This window comes from Candidatus Avoscillospira sp. LCP25S3_F1, assembly GCF_052117125.1.
Taxonomy (GTDB): Bacteria; Bacillota; Clostridia; order Oscillospirales; family Oscillospiraceae; genus Avoscillospira_A.
Window position 1 is genome coordinate 139,029 of sequence record NZ_JBQKJT010000010.1, and the last position, 16,838, is coordinate 155,866.

Annotated in this window: 23 protein-coding genes and 1 pseudogene; 1 reads left to right on the forward strand and 23 read right to left on the reverse strand. The window is 53.7% G+C overall.

From position 1 onward, the window contains the following. Window positions 1–127 precede the first annotated feature (127 nt). From ACTQ33_RS10795 to ACTQ33_RS10890, 20 genes and pseudogenes are all read right to left on the reverse strand, one after another. Entirely contained in the window at window positions 128–1,450 is a 1,323-nt protein-coding gene (locus ACTQ33_RS10795; protein WP_441464606.1) for a C40 family peptidase, read from the reverse strand. A gap of 76 nt (window positions 1,451–1,526) precedes the next feature. Beyond that, a complete protein-coding gene (locus tag ACTQ33_RS10800) occupies window positions 1,527–2,441 on the reverse strand; it encodes a hypothetical protein (protein WP_441464607.1) in 915 nt (304 codons plus the stop codon). Window positions 2,442–2,705: 264 nt separating this feature from the next. After that, window positions 2,706–2,900: a hypothetical protein gene (locus ACTQ33_RS10805; protein WP_441464608.1), complete on the reverse strand. Its 195-nt coding sequence runs from the start codon at window positions 2,898–2,900 to the stop codon at window positions 2,706–2,708. Then, window positions 2,884–3,309 carry a hypothetical protein gene (locus ACTQ33_RS10810; protein WP_441464609.1) on the reverse strand — a complete coding sequence of 142 codons (426 nt, stop codon included), beginning with the start codon at window positions 3,307–3,309 and terminating at the stop codon, window positions 2,884–2,886. The genes ACTQ33_RS10805 and ACTQ33_RS10810 overlap by 17 nt, the downstream gene beginning before the upstream one ends. Window positions 3,310–3,362: 53 nt before the next feature. Beyond that, on the reverse strand, window positions 3,363–3,758 hold the full coding sequence (locus ACTQ33_RS10815) for a hypothetical protein (RefSeq protein WP_441464610.1): 396 nt from the start codon (window positions 3,756–3,758) through the stop codon (window positions 3,363–3,365). Window positions 3,759–3,776: 18 nt separating this feature from the next. Next, window positions 3,777–4,211, reverse strand: coding sequence for a hypothetical protein (locus ACTQ33_RS10820; protein WP_441464611.1), 435 nt, complete (start codon window positions 4,209–4,211; stop codon window positions 3,777–3,779). 132 nt (window positions 4,212–4,343) lie between these two features. After that, window positions 4,344–4,625, reverse strand: a complete 282-nt coding sequence (locus ACTQ33_RS10825; RefSeq protein ID WP_441464612.1) for a DUF6809 family protein — start codon at window positions 4,623–4,625, stop codon at window positions 4,344–4,346. 13 nt (window positions 4,626–4,638) lie between these two features. Then, window positions 4,639–5,016 carry a TnpV protein gene (locus ACTQ33_RS10830; protein WP_441464613.1) on the reverse strand — a complete coding sequence of 126 codons (378 nt, stop codon included), beginning with the start codon at window positions 5,014–5,016 and terminating at the stop codon, window positions 4,639–4,641. A gap of 4 nt (window positions 5,017–5,020) precedes the next feature. Further along, window positions 5,021–5,862, reverse strand: a pseudogene (locus ACTQ33_RS10835) (DUF4368 domain-containing protein); the annotation flags it as partial. Beyond that, the gene (locus ACTQ33_RS10840) at window positions 5,775–6,836 is read right to left on the reverse strand and encodes a type IV secretory system conjugative DNA transfer family protein (protein WP_441464614.1); all 1,062 of its coding nucleotides are present in this window, start codon (window positions 6,834–6,836) and stop codon (window positions 5,775–5,777) included. The gene ACTQ33_RS10840 and the pseudogene ACTQ33_RS10835, both read right to left, overlap by 88 nt. Window positions 6,837–6,908: 72 nt before the next feature. After that, window positions 6,909–7,643, reverse strand: a complete 735-nt coding sequence (locus ACTQ33_RS10845) for a DUF3801 domain-containing protein (RefSeq protein ID WP_441464615.1) — start codon at window positions 7,641–7,643, stop codon at window positions 6,909–6,911. Beyond that, window positions 7,624–9,030: a relaxase/mobilization nuclease domain-containing protein gene (locus ACTQ33_RS10850; RefSeq protein WP_441464616.1), complete on the reverse strand. Its 1,407-nt coding sequence runs from the start codon at window positions 9,028–9,030 to the stop codon at window positions 7,624–7,626. The genes ACTQ33_RS10845 and ACTQ33_RS10850 overlap by 20 nt, the downstream gene beginning before the upstream one ends. Further along, the gene (locus ACTQ33_RS10855) at window positions 9,030–9,341 is read right to left on the reverse strand and encodes a plasmid mobilization protein (RefSeq protein ID WP_441363949.1); all 312 of its coding nucleotides are present in this window, start codon (window positions 9,339–9,341) and stop codon (window positions 9,030–9,032) included. The genes ACTQ33_RS10850 and ACTQ33_RS10855 overlap by 1 nt, the downstream gene beginning before the upstream one ends. Before the next feature lie 347 nt (window positions 9,342–9,688). Continuing rightward, window positions 9,689–10,486, reverse strand: a complete 798-nt coding sequence (locus tag ACTQ33_RS10860) for a Fic family protein (protein WP_441363950.1) — start codon at window positions 10,484–10,486, stop codon at window positions 9,689–9,691. Further along, complete coding sequence (locus ACTQ33_RS10865) at window positions 10,479–10,766, reverse strand: hypothetical protein (protein WP_441363951.1); 288 nt, start codon at window positions 10,764–10,766, stop codon at window positions 10,479–10,481. The genes ACTQ33_RS10860 and ACTQ33_RS10865 overlap by 8 nt, the downstream gene beginning before the upstream one ends. 93 nt (window positions 10,767–10,859) lie before the next feature. Then, window positions 10,860–11,588, reverse strand: a complete 729-nt coding sequence (locus ACTQ33_RS10870; protein WP_024723025.1) for a DNA-methyltransferase — start codon at window positions 11,586–11,588, stop codon at window positions 10,860–10,862. After that, window positions 11,578–12,168, reverse strand: coding sequence for a hypothetical protein (locus tag ACTQ33_RS10875; RefSeq protein WP_441363952.1), 591 nt, complete (start codon window positions 12,166–12,168; stop codon window positions 11,578–11,580). Before ACTQ33_RS10875 ends, ACTQ33_RS10870 begins: the two co-directional genes overlap by 11 nt. Then, the gene (locus ACTQ33_RS10880; protein WP_441363953.1) at window positions 12,169–12,942 is read right to left on the reverse strand and encodes a DUF7768 domain-containing protein; all 774 of its coding nucleotides are present in this window, start codon (window positions 12,940–12,942) and stop codon (window positions 12,169–12,171) included. After that, window positions 12,939–13,580: a hypothetical protein gene (locus ACTQ33_RS10885; protein WP_441363954.1), complete on the reverse strand. Its 642-nt coding sequence runs from the start codon at window positions 13,578–13,580 to the stop codon at window positions 12,939–12,941. Before ACTQ33_RS10885 ends, ACTQ33_RS10880 begins: the two co-directional genes overlap by 4 nt. Window positions 13,581–13,594: 14 nt before the next feature. Further along, the gene (locus tag ACTQ33_RS10890; RefSeq protein WP_441363955.1) at window positions 13,595–14,359 is read right to left on the reverse strand and encodes a phosphoadenosine phosphosulfate reductase; all 765 of its coding nucleotides are present in this window, start codon (window positions 14,357–14,359) and stop codon (window positions 13,595–13,597) included. A gap of 105 nt (window positions 14,360–14,464) precedes the next feature. Between ACTQ33_RS10890 and ACTQ33_RS10895 the strand changes: the two genes are divergently transcribed. Further along, a complete protein-coding gene (locus ACTQ33_RS10895) occupies window positions 14,465–14,737 on the forward strand; it encodes an HU family DNA-binding protein (RefSeq protein WP_441464617.1) in 273 nt (90 codons plus the stop codon). 41 nt (window positions 14,738–14,778) lie between these two features. Here the strand turns inward: ACTQ33_RS10895 and metK are convergent, their stop codons facing one another. From metK to ACTQ33_RS10910, 3 genes are all read right to left on the reverse strand, one after another. Then, window positions 14,779–15,930 carry a methionine adenosyltransferase gene (metK, locus tag ACTQ33_RS10900; protein WP_441464618.1) on the reverse strand — a complete coding sequence of 384 codons (1,152 nt, stop codon included), beginning with the start codon at window positions 15,928–15,930 and terminating at the stop codon, window positions 14,779–14,781. Beyond that, window positions 15,920–16,285 carry a DUF3846 domain-containing protein gene (locus ACTQ33_RS10905; RefSeq protein WP_441464619.1) on the reverse strand — a complete coding sequence of 122 codons (366 nt, stop codon included), beginning with the start codon at window positions 16,283–16,285 and terminating at the stop codon, window positions 15,920–15,922. Before ACTQ33_RS10905 ends, metK begins: the two co-directional genes overlap by 11 nt. A gap of 110 nt (window positions 16,286–16,395) precedes the next feature. After that, complete coding sequence (locus ACTQ33_RS10910) at window positions 16,396–16,662, reverse strand: hypothetical protein (protein WP_441364318.1); 267 nt, start codon at window positions 16,660–16,662, stop codon at window positions 16,396–16,398. Window positions 16,663–16,838: the final 176 nt, after the last annotated feature.

Genomic DNA, 16,838 nt, shown 5'->3' on the forward strand with positions numbered 1-16,838 from the left:
TGGAGGGCCCGCCCCAGCACAAGGACCCGAGCAAGTTCATCACCCAGGTGGCCCTGCCGGTGGCGGGAAATAGGAAAGCGTGACAGCATCAGAGAAAGACGATACCATGCGGAAACAAGAGGTATTTTTAATCGGCATAGTATGCAGGGCGGCTAATAGATGTAAAGCCGCTCTTTCCCGTCACAACCACATTGTTGTACCCGCTGGCGCAGTGGATGATAAGCACATTGCCGTTTCCGTCAAATCCACAGACAATGCCGACATGGCTGTCTCCCGGATAGAACACAAGGTCTCCCGGCTGGGCATCGCTCCATGAAATATCGGTGCAATAGCTGTGCTGACTGGACGCTCCACCGCCATGGCCGATGACATAACTGCCGCCAGACTGGTTGTAAAACACCCAATCGACAAAGCCGGAACAGTCTAATCCGAATGGGCGCATCGTTCCGGTCGTAGAGCTGCCTGCCGCCGTGACCTCCATAGGCGTACCCCAGCGAGAATCCCATCCAAGCACAAGGCTCTTTCCACCCCAGAAATAGTTGACCTTGCCCAGAAGCTGATACGCCGTCAGCACCACCTGCTTGCGCTCCTCGCTGATATCCGCAGGGAGTTTTTTCATGATCTCCGCAGCTTCCTTATCGCCGAGTGCAATATCCTGGTAGCTGCCGGTGAGCCGCATGAACAGTTCTTCATACTCCGGCTGCATCAGTTCCTCCAGCAGCTTCTTCTGTTCTGCCGTGAAATGGTATTCCTCCGCCATTTGCAGATGATCCTTGACTGTGACAGTGATGTGCAGGATGACGGTATCGCTTTCATCCTTGTCGCCTGAGATGGTTTCCACCCAATAAGAGATGGCGTTCATATCCCAGAAAATCTGTCGCAGAATATCCAGCTTTTCTTCCGTCAGCGTCGCCACCTCGTCCGGCGACGCTGCATCTGTCGTTGTCCGCACAGCATAGACCGCCAGCACATCCCGCCAGTTCGCCACCATAGCGGCGCTGCCCGCGTTGTCCATATCCAATTCGTCATAAGGGTTATCCACCTTGATCTGCTCGATGCGGTCTGTGAACTCCGCGTTCAGCATGGTCACAGCCTCCGGCATCGTATATCCGGTGCCGCTGTCCTCGCCGGAGAAGAAAATCCCAAACGGCGACGCGATCAGAAGCCCGATCAGGCAGATGACTAACACCATTGAGAGGACCGTGCTGCCGCCCGCCATCATCGCCGCCGCAAGGCTTCTGGCGGCGGACAGGATCGCCCGCAGCGCCCGTCCCGCCGCCTGGGATGCTTTCTGCGCGGTGGCCTGCGCCGCTTTCGCGGCTTGCTGATACCGCGTTGTCTGCACCACTGCTTCCCGTGCGGCATGGGCGCTGCTTTGCAGCATGACCGCCTGCTTCTGTGCGGACTCTGCGGCTTTCACCGCGTCGCCCGTCTTGCGTGAACGAGACAAAGTCGGTGATACTTTCCGTTCCATTGGCAGACTGTGTTTTCGCGCCGATTTTGGCAAGCTGGTTGCCGCCCGCTCTTTAATGTGAGGAGTCTGTGCTGAACGTTTCCTGTCGGGCATGGTGCTGCCGTCCCTGTCTGAATGCAAGGCTTGCGCCGTCTTGACCTGGTGCCGCGATACGGCTCGTTTTTGCACCGCCTGCCATCGGGCGGCTTTGCGCCCGCGTTCCTCCATAAATACTCTCTGCCCCTGCCGCTGCGGTTCCGCTGCCACTGTGACCTGTGTCTCTGTCTGTGCGCCGATATAGGCGTCTTTGGTCTTGATCTTGGCAGCTTTTTGCGCGGCGTTCTGACGCGCCTGCTGCCGTCCACGCTCCGCAGCGGTCTGCGGCTGCGAAACGGCAGAAGTGGTATCTTTTCCCTTGATATTGCTCATTTATAATTGCTGCTATTATATCAAGTATGGCTATGTTTCCGCCGTAGATTTTGTGATGTCTATATTGTTGAAAAAGTCCTTGGTTTTCGTTGTATACTGTAATTGCTTTTTCATACTGTGCAGTTTCAAAATAGCTCAAGCAAAGGTTGATTTTATGAACTACATTAACAGAAGAACCGCTCAGCCGCTCATGGGACAATTTTTCCAGCATAGGAATTGCTATATCAAATTGTTTTGTCTCAATGTATCCAGCAGCCAAATTTAATTCTAAGATATTTCTTAATGTTTTCCCTTTTGCGGTTTTTAGCAAATTTTCTATACCGTCAATGTATTCCTGTGGCTTTTCTTCACTCAACAGCTTTGCAATTTTCTTGACTTTGTTAAAATAAATTAGATTGTAACATACATTGATTAACACAGCACCTAATACAATGGCAACCGCCGCAATCCAATAACCATGCATAAAAGCTGCATCATCAATCCTAAAACTAATTTTAAGGAATAACAAAATCAAGCCGAAGCAGACTCCTATCAAAACTATTTTTGCAACTCTTTTCAAATTGAGTACCTCCATCATACTTTATTTACAACTTGCTGGCGGCGAACGGTTTGTCAAAACCGTTTGCGGACGGCAAGTCCACAGGGGATAGCCGCATAAGCGGCGCAAGGGGGTGTAGCCACCTTGACGGAACGAAGTGACGAAACATTCTCGGTCGAGCAGTTTTCTTCTGCTGACCGGGAATGAAGCTCCGCAGGACGCACGATACTCTCGACAGGAGAGTATAGAAGTGCGCCCTTAGAGTTCTAAGGGATTTTGTTCATGTTAGCACTCATCTAACACATATTGTCCTCGACTGCCATCAGCCAAAATATAATATCCATCTTGAATTTCTTGAATTCCACCACCAAATGACCATCCTTTGGATTCCACAAATTCAATAAACGCATTCCAGAACTCGTCTTCTGTTACTTCTGGTGGAACTTCAATGCACCCTTGAATTTCAAACTCTTTTCGCACAGCACTCCTCCGTTTTCTCCTCTTTATTGTCTTCTCCTGTCCATTCCACCCACTTTGCATTTTCCAATGTCATAATGGTGTATTCAGGATATTTTCTATGAATTTCGGTAAGGCAAATATTTCTCCATTCTCCATACAATCCCTCACCAGTTACTTGGAACTCCTTTGGATTCCAATAAGAGGATTTATATGTAGAATCCACTCTCCCGCAAATTTCACATTGTCTTCCCCAAGCAAATGAGTCACTTCCGTAGTGTAAGATGATTTTTTTGTATAAGTGTTTGTGCTTAGACCGTTTTCGGCTATCAGATGTAGCAGCCGTCTTTGATTTTCCTTTATGCGGAGGTGTTTCTTCCTCTATTGGTTGCTGATGTTGTTTTTTATATAAATGTGTTTTTTCACGATTCATCGTTAGACTTCCTCCTCTGTGAATTTCTTTGAATCATGTTCAATACAGTAGCATCAATCACCAAAACCAACTAATCCGTATCCATGCTCCATGGCTACATCACATGCATGACCCAATTCATCCGCAAAACGCCGAATCTTTGGGAAGCACAGGCCATATTGCTGAATTACACGGTTTTCTTCTGTGCCATGTTCCTCAAGCCACTTGATGATAGATTGCGAAAAAGTCTTGATTACCGGAACCAGGTCCGCTTCCAGTTGGATTTCCCTGTATGGATCGAATTGATAATAGCATGTATAGTTTGTGAGTTCGTTTCTGATATCGTACAGGAAGTGGCCTATTTCTTCCGGTTCTGATACAACGTGATCTTCCATCCTTTTTTCGGGGTCCATCGACACAATCTCAAACGCATGGTTGAAGTCTTTTGCTGCAATAATCTCTAAAGACATTTCATCACCTCTTAAATCTTAATCCCAAAAGTTAAAAATAATATCCCCTATTATATTCGGTTTCCAATACTTGATTTGTTCCAGCTCAGCTTTGTTAAGTTCACCAACAATATCATGCCAGCTCTGCTCAAGCTCTGGCAGTGTAAGTACATTCACACTTGGGTCAGTGAGATTGAATGGGCTTTCTACAAATTCAATCTTTGTAAAGTCCAAGTTTTTTGCAAATGCAATCCATGGATAATAGGCATTTTCCAAAAGATAAAACCTGCCCTGTTCAGTTTTGATTTCGGCAGAATAAAAATTTTTCGATGCAAGATCTAAATCAAATGAAAGTACCTCACAATGATAACGAGTCGCAATAGAATAACAAAATCTCTGAAATATCCTTTTCTCTTGTTCTGGGATATAGGGATCTTTCAAATTCCTAAAGCCAGTAATCCCATTTGGAAGCATTTTATCCCCCCTTTTTCAAATGATTCATGTTTGTATTAATTTTAACATAAAGATATGAACGAATCTATTTCGATTTTCTTAAATTAGAATACCGCCCGAACAAAATTTCTCTGCTCAGGCGGTCTCGCTCTACTATTTTTCTTTCTTCTGTTGTACCTGTTCATGGGCTTCCTGCTGGACAATCAGCCCAGCCGAAAAACCATACTTGAAGTAGCTTTCGTTTTCCTCACATTGGGCGATTGCTGTCTGTGCTTGAAGTTCCTGCACCAGTTCATAGTCCTCTTTGTTCAATCGCTGGGATAACTGTTCCATTAACTTCTCGCAGGTTTTGAGTGCCTTGCGGTACTTCGGCGATGTAGGTGCAACCGTTTCACAGGGGTAAAAATCCCCACAATACATGGCTTCCAAAATCATAACTCCACCTCCCTCAACAGTAGATTAGTTCAGCCTTGATGATTTCCTCTGCTCGGCTGCGAATGGAGTTCATAGACTGCACCCACAACATCTGATTTTCCTCTTTCATGGCTTCGGTCACACCCTCGGCTTTCATCATCTGACAGATAATCAAGTGCAGCCTGTCCGCTGCCTGCTCGTTCAGATCGGCAAGTACAGTGTGGAGCTTGCCCGACAAAAGCAGGTCGTTGTAGAGTATGGGGCGGTACTGTTTCAGATAGGACTGGTGCAAGTGTCCCCAGCGACCAATGGGGCGGTGTTCCTCCGGCAGCTTTAAGTCCGGCACATAGTAATCGCCCACCAGCACATGGTCTATGCCGTTCTCATGAATTTTCGGTTTCAGCTCTGTCATAAAATCACGCTCCTTTTCTCGGTTCCAGCTTTGGCATACTACTTACCGGGACAAATACCCCTCTGGCAATATCCTCGGTGCGGATTACCTGTTTTCTGGCTTCAATCTCTGCTTTTTCCTGGCTTTGGTGCGTTCCTCATACTCTTTCTGTTTACCATTGGCTTTCCGCTTCAAATAGTTTTGATGAAGCCTGTCCTTGCGTTCCTCACGCTTGCGGAGTTCTTCCAATTCCTCTGGGGTCAGCTCCACTTCGCCAAACGCTGGGGGAACAAATTTGCCCACAAAATTGAAGTACACTTCAATTTCCTGCGTGGTGTCCCGACTGCCTTTGCGGTCACGCTCATGGACAAGGATTTTGTCGATAAACTCGTTGAGCATGGTAATGGTCAGGTTATCAAAGCTCTGGTACTTGTCAATCAGAGAGATAAAATTTTCCGCTGATTTTTTGTTCTTCTCATAGGCGGTAAGGCTGGCTTCCAGAGAAGATATTTCCTTGGTCAGCTCGGCTTGTTCCTTGCCGTACTGTGCGTCGAGCGTGGCATAGCGGTTGTCTGGCAGCTTTCCCAGAATGTTGTCCTCATAGATTTTGCAAAGAAGGACTTCCAGCTCTTTCAGCCTGTTTTTGGCGGTGGCAAGGCGGGTCTTTTTCTTACGGACTTCCGCTGTCTGCTGGCTGTCCTGTGCTTCCTGCACCACCCGGATAAACTCGGCTCTGTCATGGCTTGCATACTCGGCAATGGCTTTCAAAAGCTCGGAAATCAACTCCAGAACCACCGATTCATTGATACGGTGCTGGGTCTTGCAGAGCGTTCCGCAAGGAACTTTGGTATACTGTGAGCAGGTATAAGCCGCTTCCTAATCGACTGATTAAGAAGTCTCTTAAAGCATACAACTCCCGCAGCCTGCTTGAAAACCTTATATTGCCGCAGGGCAACGCTTTCCGGGTTTTCATACTCCATTGCCCGGAACAGCAGATCCAGCGGGGAGACATACTCATCATCGTCCTCCTTCACTTCGGCATATTCCAGCACGCGCATCACCATGGAAAAATTCTGCTCGTATTCCGGCGCTTCCTGGAACAGCATGAGGATGATGGCCTGCAGCAGTGCTGTCTCGGACTTCGACCAGAACGGATCGGACTCGTGACTGCCCTTGGGCGTCGTTGCCTGGATCAGCGTGTTGACCAGCTTTAGCGCGTCTTTTTCATCCCGCAGGTAGCGGAAGGGGTTATAGCCATCCGACTGCGACAGATCCACCAGATTCAGCACTCGGATGTCGTATCCCTGCCGTTTCAGATACCCTCCGGTGGCGGTCAGCACCTCCATCTTCGGGTCTGTGATCACATAGTTGCTGTTTGCTTCCAGAATGTTGGGCTTCACATAGCCGCGCGTCTTGGCGGCGCCGCTGCCGCCAATGACCAGCACATTCAGTGAGCGCCGGTGCTTGTGGGTATCCAGCCCCAGCCGCACATGGCGGGTGAGGATCTTGTTCTGCTTCTGCCGGAACTGCGCGTTGAGCTGCCGGGGCGAGCCCCATGCGGCGGAGCCGTGTTCCTCGCCGTCCCGTGTCCTGCCCTGTCCGGAAGCATAAAGACACAGCCCCATGAGATACGCGCCGGTGCAGACAAGAATGGACAACAGGCTCTTGTCTGTCCATTGGATCTGGAAGGGCTGTTCCAGCGCGGCAGTTAAGTTTGATAGCAGCTCCGGCAGACCGCCGCCAAGGGACTGGGCGATCAGCAGCGCCGCCCATACCACAGGGATATAGAGGAACAGGGCAAGTACCAGATCCGTTGTTTGGGATGTCTTTTTCAGCCGCATCACCTCCTGCGTAAAAAATACGAGGCCGGCAGAGCGGAATGCTCTGCCAGCCTCGCTGACGAAACGGCTTTCTTACTTTGTTCTGTCCGGTCGTACTTTTTGATGGACCTTTTCCTTGGCCGGGGCAGACTTCTGCTGCTGGTCCAGTTGCGCCTGATAGCCTTTCAGCCGTTCCAGAACCGAAGGCCGCTCATTCGTCATCGTCCCGGCAGCCGTTTCCCTGCCGCTGGATGAGGTCGATCTGCCTTTGGTATCTGGCAAGTCTGTTCCCGACCGAGATCCTTTTTTTGGCGTCACCCCCTGCCGCTCGCCCACAGGCGGCGTTACAGGCGTTTCTTCCTGCCGTGGGCGTTCCTGTTCGTGCTGTGGCGCCTCCTGTCCCACACGGGCTTCCTGCTCCTTAGAGGGGGCATCCTGCCGCGCCTGCTCCGGCTGTCCGGTATAGCGGATGCGCTCAAAGATCATATTGGCGCGGTCGATCTCCGTTACCGGCATGATCACATCCACGACTTTTCCCTTGTTATCCGAATCGCGGATGGCAGAGAACAGGATCTTCTGCTTTCCTGCCCGCTGCCTGAATTGCTGATACTGTTCCGGTGACATGGAAAATCGCCGCACATCGCGGGTCTCCTTCAGCATCTTGACCAGATTGACTTTACCGGAAATGGTCTTGTGGTTTTTCGCCAGCGCCATGGTGAGCGCCAGCATATTTTTGATGGCGGAGCCGCTCAGCCGGACAGCGACCTCGCTGCCGGAGAGCATCATGCGTACCAGCTGGTCCGCCGCTTCACCGCCTCCGATGTTCATGTTCCTGCACCTCCTTCTGATGTTCTTCTGTTTTCTGGATGTCCTGCTCCATTGCAGGCGTCTGCTGGCAGATTTCCCGACAGAGCTTCCATTTTTCCCGCTCCGCCCGGATCTTCCGATTCACCTCTGAGAGCTGCTCATACACTTCTGCCTTTTCTTTCTTCAGCACCTCCCGCGGAATGCCGCTATCCTCCAGCAGCTTCACGGCTTTCATATACTGCTCGAATTCCTGCTCCATGCCGGTGAGCCCTTCCTCGTATAACGCCCTGCTGGGTTCCAGCGCCTCCGCGTTTGCCAGCGCCGCATAGAGCGGCTGGCGTTTCTTCTTCCGCACATTGAGGAGGGTCCGCTGCTTTGTCAATCTGCCCAGCGTTTCCTCTGTGCGTTGTTCGAATGCCGCCATGTCAGCAGGCGTTGTGATGTCATTTTCCCGTAGGAACGCGAACTGTGCCTGATACCGCTCAAAGTGCATGACCGCCCGCCGCAGATGCGGCGTCATGCGGGGCGGGTACTGCCGCTTTTCGATCTTGCCCAGCAGGTAGAGATAATGGACATAGAGGGCGAGGAAACCGCTGTATCTGGGATGCTTCCGATACGGCTGATATGCCGGACGCACAGGCAAGACAGGCCGCAGCCCCGCTTCGATCTGTTCCAGGTTGCCCTGGATGGCAGTGCGGATACCGTCCTCTGTGAACAGCGGATCTTGCCTGCCGGGGTACTGGTATCGATCCTGCCCCCGCAGGCGGAAGCCGATCCTGCCTCCATGATGGATCTCATACCCCTTATGCTCCATGAGCAGGAAGAAGTGACCGAGGTCGTTGGCATCCCGGATGGCATCCCGCAGATCTGCCTCCAGCATGGAGCGGAAGGTGGGCTGCCCCCTGGACTGGCGCAGCCACTCGATGTAGCTGACCGACCTGGCAGGCTCGCCCTGCACGATGACAGATAATCCATGCTCCCGGCAGAGCCGGTCTGAAATGGCACGGATCTGCTGGTAGTAGCTTCGGGCATTGCTGTGGTATTTTCCTCCGGTAAGCTGGTTGACGGAATTGAATACGATATGGGCGTGGATGTGTTCCCGGTCTGTATGGATGCCGATGACCGCCTGGTATCCGGGCAGATGCTCCCGCACGAATTCCTGCGCGATCTCCAGCGCCAATCCCGGCGTGATCTCGCCCGGACGGAAGGACTGGATGATATGATAGAGCTGTACTCCGTCTGTTTTATTCCAGCGGATCTTGGCATCCTGCATCTCGGCACAGGCACTTCCGATTGAGCACCCCTGCGCGGCAGTCAGCACCTGTTCCTCCGTCTTGTCACCGTTGACCACATAGGCAATGGCCTGCGCCAAACCGGCTCTGCGGGCAAGGATCTTTGTGACTGCCATTACTGTTTCACCAATTCTGTCATTTTTGTCTCTATCGTCCGCATCAGGAATTTCAGTTCCCTGACATCCTCTTTCGTCGCAAAGCCGGCGTTGGCTTTGCGGGCGATCTGATTGATGTTATTGCCGATGTGGTTGATCTCCACATACAGGTCGTGGAGCTCCTGCGGTGGCCGCTGGCGGATGGCAACGCCGCCGATCATCTCCCGGATCGCCGCGCTGACCGGCAGGCCGGAGACGGCGCAGATCTGCGACAGCTTCCTGCGCTCCGCGTCTGTCAGCCGGACGGAGATCATGTGTGTTTTTCCGGGCATATCGCCCTCCTTTCCTGCGGCACTGCCGCAAAATCTTCCGCCCGCAGGCGGCATTGGGGACTGGGGATGCCCCAGCAAGCGCGTTTGTCATACAAACGCTATGCTTGCGCCAGCGCCGCCATCGGCGGCGTTGGCTGTTCCCCGCCGACGGCGGGGCGCTCTTTGAGAGGTAGGTTGATTCCAATACAGGCGGACACGGTCCGCACCTTTTCCAGAAAAAAAGAAATGCCTGGCGGCAGCGCCAGACATCCGGTTTCGCAGGGTCCTTCCGCACAGGGTGTCAATGTAACACCCAAAATAGAAACGGCAGGGTGTCATCAAGACACCCTGCCCGTTCAAATATTGAATCAACGCTCGATCTCTTCCGTTTTCTGCCTGCTGTTTCGTGCAGTAGTTCGAGCTGCGTCGAAGGGAAGGACGAATCCTTCTACCTGTTGATAATAGCTCGTCTGTTCCTCTACAAAGAATGCCTCAAGAGGCGCATAGTCTCCTTTGGACTGTGCGGTGTTCAGCGCATGGTAATACTCGATTTTCTTATCATCACTTATCACGAAGGGTACCAATCCGTTTTTCAGACATTCTTTGAACAGAATCACGCGGCCGGTTCTCCCGTTTCCATCTTGAAAAGGATGGATCATCTCATATTCAGCGTGGAACTTAGCCAGATCCGTCAGAGTATGCTGTGGGAGAGCATTGTATCCCGCAAGCAATTCTGTCATGCGCGCTTCCACTTCTTCCGGCAGGGCCGTGACAATATCCGAGACGCGGTTTCTTCTGTTCTTATATTCCCCGATGGGATAGCCGTTGGCAATATCTTCAAAGACACCGCTTTTCAGCTTGTAGTGATATCGTTTAATGAGTTCGTGTGAGAGCGGTTGATCGTAGGTCTTGAGCATTTCATTGAACATCAGAAAATGCCCCGTCATTTCCTCTACGTCCTTTGCTCGGATCAGCGCATCTTCAGCAGATAAGGTGCCGGTATCAAACAGGGAGGCCGTTTGCTTTTCTGTTAAGGTGCTTCCTTCAATTTTGTTGGAATTGTAGGCCAGCATTCTCTGCGTAATAGCGTAAACACCGCTGCGGTCGTTTTTCTTCTGCTCAATTTGGAATCTATCGATCAGTTCTTGTACAAAATGATTACTCACAGGAGATGCCCTCTCTTTCCATACGGAGATATTTTTCTCTCAGATACCATGCCTGTTCTGATGAGATGACCTGCTCTACTTCATAGGAATTGATCAGCGCATTCAGGTCGCACCACCAGAGATCCCAATGGTTATCCTGCCTGCCGCTGTCAATGATGTTCCATGATTCCTCCATTCTCAGGATGGATTCGTGGAGGTCTTCCGGCAGTCCGCATTCCAAATAGGACTGGTCCAGCGGCTTTCCCGTTTCCGGATCATATTGTGCGTTTCGATCATTCATACCTGCGTCCTCACTTGTAACACCATTCTATTGTTTTTATTATACCGACTTATCCCTGTTTTAGCAAGTAGTGTTGCCAGACAGCCCAGTAGCTCATGCCGCCTTTTCCAGCTCGGCTCGGATGCGTTCCCGTGCCAGCTCCGCGTAGGTGTCTGTGACTTCGATGCCGGTTGCGGTATAGCCCTCCTGCACAGCCGCCAGCACCGTGGTACCGCTGCCAGCAAAGGGGTCCAGAATATGCCCGCCCGGTTCCGTGATCTTCACAATGTCCCGCATCAGCTGCAGCGGCTTCTCCGTCAGATGGATGCGGCTCTGGGGATTGCCGTATTTGAACACGCCCGGCAGACACGGGACCGGGCGGCTGATAGGCATATCGCCGTTGGAGCCCCAGACGATATATTCCGCCTGCTGGCGGAAGCGCCCCTTCTGCGGGCGGCTGTTGCCCTTATCCCAGACAGCGGTGCCCCGCCAGATCCAGCCAGCCCACTGCAGGGCGTCGGTGGCTGCCGGGAGCTGCCGCCAGTCAATGAACATACAAACCGGCGCGCCGCTCTTGCATACCTTTCTTGCCTCATACAGCCACTCTGCCGCCCAGCGGGTCCAGGAGCGCTGGTCCTTGGCGTCCCCATCGAAAGGGGGCGGCGCGTTCTCACCCATACTGGAATACTTCCGGGCGGTGGATTTGTTTTTCTCCGCCTGGGTGCGTCCACCGGACGCATAGGGCGGATCGGTGATCACAGCGTCAAAGGTGTTGGGGGCAAAGGTCCCCAGCACCTTCAGAGCATCCCCCTGGAGGATGCTCCATTTCTGATTATCGCTCATACTCATGCTTCTCCTTCTTTTTCGTTCGATTTTCGCGGGGCGGAGACAGCTCCGTCTCCACATATTCGCTGATGATTCCCAGTGCTTCCTCGTAGCTGCGGCACGCTCCACCCATGATGCGGGCCTGCATTTCCTTTGCTTCTGCCGCCATGCCATTCTGCCGGAGAACTCTGGCGGCAATACCCATCAGATGGAAGATGTTGCCGTCCTGCCCCAGCAGAGGGCAGAGAGGGCGGGGTTTCTCCTGCCGGGCAGAGTGGAATCCACCCAGTCTGTTGGGAACATAGTCAGAAAGCCATGTGCCTCCGAATGCGCCGTGGGTCTGCAAGCGCCACATTGCCAGTTTCCCCATGTCCACCTGAATGTCCTCGAAGGGGAACAGCAGATTGGTGAGTCCATCGTGCTGAAAAACCTTGACCGTCTCAAAGCGGCTGCCATTCTGCAGGATGCCGTCCTGCGTCAGCAGGTCGTTGATGCCATCCAGCCACTCCCGCGCCTCACCGCCGCAGCCCTGGAGCACCAGTCCCTCCTGATGCTCCATATCCCGCAGATCGTCCGCGCTGATCTTTTCAATTGGCATTTATCTCTCCTTTCTTTTGGGATGCCGTGCAGGTGGCGTCCGTCCAATGGTTGTCTGATCCGTCATCACGGGGATGCCCAGCTCGCCGGCTTTGTAGATCTCCTGCCACATCCCATCCGTCCAGACCGGACCGTACACATTCATCTGCTGGCAGGATTCCAGCAGGCGCAGTCCCATCGCCCTGGCTTTCTCGTCCTGGGCGGGATCGGCGGGATCTGCGACAGGCGGGAACAGCAGATGCGGACAGATGGGGATATTCCCCTCCGCAAACACCTCCTGCGCTTTCTGCCGCGCAAACTCTACATTGTTTGTCACATCGCCCCGCAGCGGAGCACAGATATAGACCAGCTTGGGGCCGCTCCGTTCCAGCTCCGGCGTGCGCTCCCGGAATGCGGACAGATACTGACCGACGGCATCCCGCAGAGCGGCATAGTCCGCGGCAGTGGGGTGATAGGCGTACCACTCCACTTTTCCGTAGTCATCCCACAGGTGGGGAATGACGCCGCTGCGGAAGTTCGGGTTGTTCGGCACCTGCTTTTTGCCCCAGACATCCTGAAAGCGCAGCAGCGTCCGGTCCACCACACCCTCCGTGCGGTTGAGCACCGTGAGGCGGATGGCGTCATATTGGCTGGAGATGTGGGTAGAGAGAAACTCTGCCCGTACACGCAGGTCATTTCCGAGATCTCCCACGCACACACGCCCGGAAAATTGAGGCCGATCCACGAGATTGCTATGTTCAAACAGCTTTCGCAGTTCCTGCTCATACACGGTCATCGCTCTACACCTCGTTTCTTTGGCGTTTTTGTTTTCATAGGGCTTGTTTCTTTTTGCAGGGGTTGCACTGTCTCACGCCCGATGCCGCGGATCACGCTGCGGCTCTTGCCGCTCAGGACAAAGGTATCCCGTGTATCGTTGCGGACTTCCTCGCAGGGCAGGATCACGGCAGAACCGGTGATGCGGATATCCCCCTGCACCGTGCCATACACCTTGCAGTTGCCGGACAGGATGGGAGTCCCCATCGTATGGGGATCGTGAATGATCTGCGCGTTTCCGGAAGCCAGCGCTTTTCCGGTCATGGAGGCTCCGCGGAGATAGGCGTTGTCCTCGGCGCGGCTGTGGCCGCTCATCACGCTGCCTTTGGAAACATAGGCGCTGCCACAGGCAATGGCGTCGCCCCGCAGACAGGCGTCCCGATCCACATAGGCGTCACCCGCTGCAATGGCGTCATCGAAGATCCACGCGCAGTCTCCCGGCTCCGCGGACAGGTTGCTTTCGCTTTCCACGAAGCCACCTATGTCGCCTGCGCGGATCTCGCCGCAGATATCCCGCAGCGCACGGATGCGGTGCAGGAACGGATATTCCTCATGGGCCATGTCTGTGATCTCATATTTCTGATTGCTGATGGTTCTCATCTCCTTTTTCTTTTTTATGCCGCTTTTGGGTACAGGGCATCTTCTTTTCGGAATGCCGCATCGATGTCGGAAAAGCGCTCCGTGCGGTTGAATTTCTCGGACACCTTTCCCGGCATTGCCTGCAGTTCCAGCATTTTCGCCCACAGCTTCGGATGGTTGTCATAGAGGTGCCGCAGTTCCTTCCGCTTGGCATTCGGGCAGAACCAGCAGCCGCCACGGTCTGTAAACGCATAGACAGGTGAAAGCAGCCCTGCCGTTTGGCAGAGCTGCTTTGCATCCTCTTCGGTGTAGTGATATTTTTCCAGCAGGGACACCTGATTTCCCTGCAAGCGGCGCAAGCGCACCGGCTCATCGCTGGCGATGCCCACATACTGCACAGCATCCGGCGTCAGAGTCTTGTTATACCGGCGGATGGGACGGAGCTTGCAGTCCCGCTGAACGTAGCAATGCCCGCACAGAGGGAATCCGCGTCGAAGTCCTTTTTTCGGACCGCGGGTAATGGCTCCGGCAAACAGGTCCAGATAGGTCTTATCCGAACGCAGCACACGGACAGGGACCCCCAACTGTTCCAGCCTGGGGATCGCAGTCTCGTAGATGAATGCCCGATGCTCCGGCACCTCGCCGGAGGTCCTTTTATCGAACATCACCTCACAGTAGACCACTTCATCCAGCGGTTCCCCGTGCTCCAGCGCCAGCAGGATCGTAGCAAGGCTATCTTTGCCGAAGGAGCAGGCTGCAATATGTGGTGTTTTCTTCTTTTCTTTTGAAATCGTGATCATCCTCTCTGATTCTGTTTTTGCTGCAGTATTGTCAGCAGGTGGGGAGTCTGCTATAATAGCGCATATCATTTCCGGTCATTTTAGATATAAAGGAGACGAAATACGATGAATAAGACAGAACTGATCACCGCCATGGCGGAAGCCAGCGGCCTTACCAAGAAGGACTGTGACACCGCTCTGAATGCGTTTGTCGACACGCTGCAGGCTGCGTTGAAGTCCGGTGACAAGGTACAGCTGGTGGGCTTCGGCACTTTCGAGGTGAAGGAGCGCGCCGCCCGCACCGGCAAAAATCCCGCCACCGGAGCCACCATTGAAATCCCCGCTTCCAAGGCGCCGGCTTTCAAGCCCGGCAAGGCATTCAAGGATTCCGTACAGTGATAACACGCCCGCGAGAGACGATCTCTCGCGGGCCTTTTCTGTTATCGGTCCGATACGCCCATGTCCTTGGCATGACAGGCACATTCCAGCACCTCTGTCATATCCGTGCGCTCCCAGGGCGCGTCCGCATGGGTGAAGTGACCGTAATTGCAGAACTTTTGGAACATGGGCTGATCCAGTCCCAGCGTTCCGATCATGCCGTCCGGTGTCAGGTTGAATACCGTGCGGACTGCCTGTTCCAACACGTCATCGGAATAGATGCCGGTATGCTCCGTATCCACCGTCACCGCTACAGGCTGTGCCTTACCGATGGCATAGGCAAGGCTGATGGTGCAGCGCTTTGCCAGTCCTGCCGCCACGATATTCCTGGCAATATAACGGGCCATGTACGCGCCACTGCGGTCCACCTTCGTTCCATCCTTGCCGGACAGCGCGCCGCCGCCATGAGGGGCGAGGCCGCCGTAGGTATCCACCATCAGCTTGCGTCCGGTGAGCCCGGTGTCCGCTTCAAAACCGCCCTGGACAAATCGACCCGAGGGGTTGATCAACACCTCTGTATGTTCATCCGGCGGCAGCTCCTGCATGGCGGGCCGGATCACATGGAGCAGGATGTCCCGGCGCAGTTCCGGCAGGGGCAGTTCCTCCTCATGCTGGCAGGATACCACCACTGCGGCAATGCGGTACGGGACTCCAGAGCGGTATTCCACAGACACCTGCGCCTTGCCGTCCGGACGCAGGCCGGGGATGATGCCCTGTCTGCGGGTATCGGTCAACAGGCGGGTCAGTCGATGCGCCAGCACCACAGGCAGAGGCAGCAGCTCCTTTGTTTCATCGCAGGCAAAGCCGTACAGGATTCCCTGATCTCCTGCGCCGGTCTCCGTGCCGCCACACACGGCTTCCGCAATGTCGGGACTCTGCTCATGGGTGATGACCTCCACCTCATGGTCACTGCCGCCGTATCCGGCTTCCCGCACCGTCCTGCAAATAATGGCAGGGATGTCCGGAATCTTCGCTGCCGTGATCTCGCCTGCGGCGATGATCTTTCCGGCTGTGGCCATGACCTCGCAGGCAACGCGGGCAGCGGCATCCTGCGTAAGGCAGGCATCCACCACCGCGTCCGCGATGGTGTCGCAGAGCTTGTCGGGATGTCCCTCGGTGACTGACTCAGCAGTCAGAATGCAGTTATCTTTCATATTCATGCTTCTCCTTCTTCGTTGGTTTCTTTTGTGCCTCCGGCTGTTTCGGAACAGAAAGGATCATTTCATGGCTGTATTTGTCCTTGTACGTTTCAATCTGCTGCTCCGTCAGCGAGGCAAAATCATCCTCTTTAAGACCGGCAACAAAAAATGTGCCGCAGACAATGTCATACGGCACACCGTGATCATCGGTCAGGGCGCGGTTCCACGGCAGGCCCAGCAGCTTGCCCTCGTCATTGCAGACGAGCGCCACCGGGTCATCGAAGGGGTAGACTGCCTGAATGGTGCCGCCTACGAGCTCCTGCATGGCAGAAAGAGTGTGGTCGATCTCCTGCACCGCAGGCAGTTCCATGGGGCGCACCACAAGGACTTTCATTTTCTCTGTGCTGATATGGGTTCCTCCTTCTTCAAAAGAAAAGCGGCAGCGACAGATTCCTCTGCCGTTGCCGCAAATGGTGATTCTTATTCTTTTTTGGATGCCAGCGTCCGGGTCTTCAGTAGGGCATTCTCCAACGCCCGATGATCTTCATGCTCTGGCCACCATTGGGGGCGCAGGAATCCCAGCGCCGCAGCAGCCCATTCATAATCGGTCCGTTCCAGTGCGCCGCCCAGCAGCCCCTGCCGGAATTTCCGGTGCCGCTCCCGCACGGCCGGGGCAACACTATCCCGTTCCAGATACAGTTCCAGAAATCCTCCGATGACAGCGGCTTCCTCCATCGTGTAAAACATATCCGCACCCCTTCCGCAAACAGGGGATATTGTAACACACGCGGCGGAAATTGCAAACAGGCTATGGAACCGCTGATTTAATGCAATGACACAAAAGAAATGGTATTATAATGGCATAAGAAAAAAGGCGGTGTGCAGAAATGAAGCAGCAAAGTTTCAGTGATTACGAATACAGC

Excerpts from the sequence above, each read along its gene's own strand:
- ACTQ33_RS10810 (WP_441464609.1), bottom strand. The coding sequence starts at position 3,309 with ATGAATCGTGAAAAAACACATTTATATAAAAAACAACATCAGCAACCA.
- ACTQ33_RS10815 (WP_441464610.1), bottom strand. The coding sequence starts at position 3,758 with ATGTCTTTAGAGATTATTGCAGCAAAAGACTTCAACCATGCGTTTGAG.
- ACTQ33_RS10820 (WP_441464611.1), bottom strand. The coding sequence starts at position 4,211 with ATGCTTCCAAATGGGATTACTGGCTTTAGGAATTTGAAAGATCCCTAT.
- ACTQ33_RS10825 (WP_441464612.1), bottom strand. The coding sequence starts at position 4,625 with ATGATTTTGGAAGCCATGTATTGTGGGGATTTTTACCCCTGTGAAACG.
- ACTQ33_RS10830 (WP_441464613.1), bottom strand. The coding sequence starts at position 5,016 with ATGACAGAGCTGAAACCGAAAATTCATGAGAACGGCATAGACCATGTG.
- ACTQ33_RS10840 (WP_441464614.1), bottom strand. The coding sequence starts at position 6,836 with ATGCGGCTGAAAAAGACATCCCAAACAACGGATCTGGTACTTGCCCTG.
- ACTQ33_RS10845 (WP_441464615.1), bottom strand. The coding sequence starts at position 7,643 with ATGAACATCGGAGGCGGTGAAGCGGCGGACCAGCTGGTACGCATGATG.
- ACTQ33_RS10850 (WP_441464616.1), bottom strand. The coding sequence starts at position 9,030 with ATGGCAGTCACAAAGATCCTTGCCCGCAGAGCCGGTTTGGCGCAGGCC.
- ACTQ33_RS10855 (WP_441363949.1), bottom strand. The coding sequence starts at position 9,341 with ATGCCCGGAAAAACACACATGATCTCCGTCCGGCTGACAGACGCGGAG.
- ACTQ33_RS10865 (WP_441363951.1), bottom strand. The coding sequence starts at position 10,766 with ATGAATGATCGAAACGCACAATATGATCCGGAAACGGGAAAGCCGCTG.
- ACTQ33_RS10870 (WP_024723025.1), bottom strand. The coding sequence starts at position 11,588 with ATGAGCGATAATCAGAAATGGAGCATCCTCCAGGGGGATGCTCTGAAG.
- ACTQ33_RS10875 (WP_441363952.1), bottom strand. The coding sequence starts at position 12,168 with ATGCCAATTGAAAAGATCAGCGCGGACGATCTGCGGGATATGGAGCAT.
- ACTQ33_RS10880 (WP_441363953.1), bottom strand. The coding sequence starts at position 12,942 with ATGACCGTGTATGAGCAGGAACTGCGAAAGCTGTTTGAACATAGCAAT.
- ACTQ33_RS10885 (WP_441363954.1), bottom strand. The coding sequence starts at position 13,580 with ATGAGAACCATCAGCAATCAGAAATATGAGATCACAGACATGGCCCAT.
- ACTQ33_RS10890 (WP_441363955.1), bottom strand. The coding sequence starts at position 14,359 with ATGATCACGATTTCAAAAGAAAAGAAGAAAACACCACATATTGCAGCC.
- ACTQ33_RS10895 (WP_441464617.1), top strand. The coding sequence starts at position 14,465 with ATGAATAAGACAGAACTGATCACCGCCATGGCGGAAGCCAGCGGCCTT.
- metK (WP_441464618.1), bottom strand. The coding sequence starts at position 15,930 with ATGAAAGATAACTGCATTCTGACTGCTGAGTCAGTCACCGAGGGACAT.
- ACTQ33_RS10905 (WP_441464619.1), bottom strand. The coding sequence starts at position 16,285 with ATGGAACTGCCTGCGGTGCAGGAGATCGACCACACTCTTTCTGCCATG.
- ACTQ33_RS10910 (WP_441364318.1), bottom strand. The coding sequence starts at position 16,662 with ATGTTTTACACGATGGAGGAAGCCGCTGTCATCGGAGGATTTCTGGAA.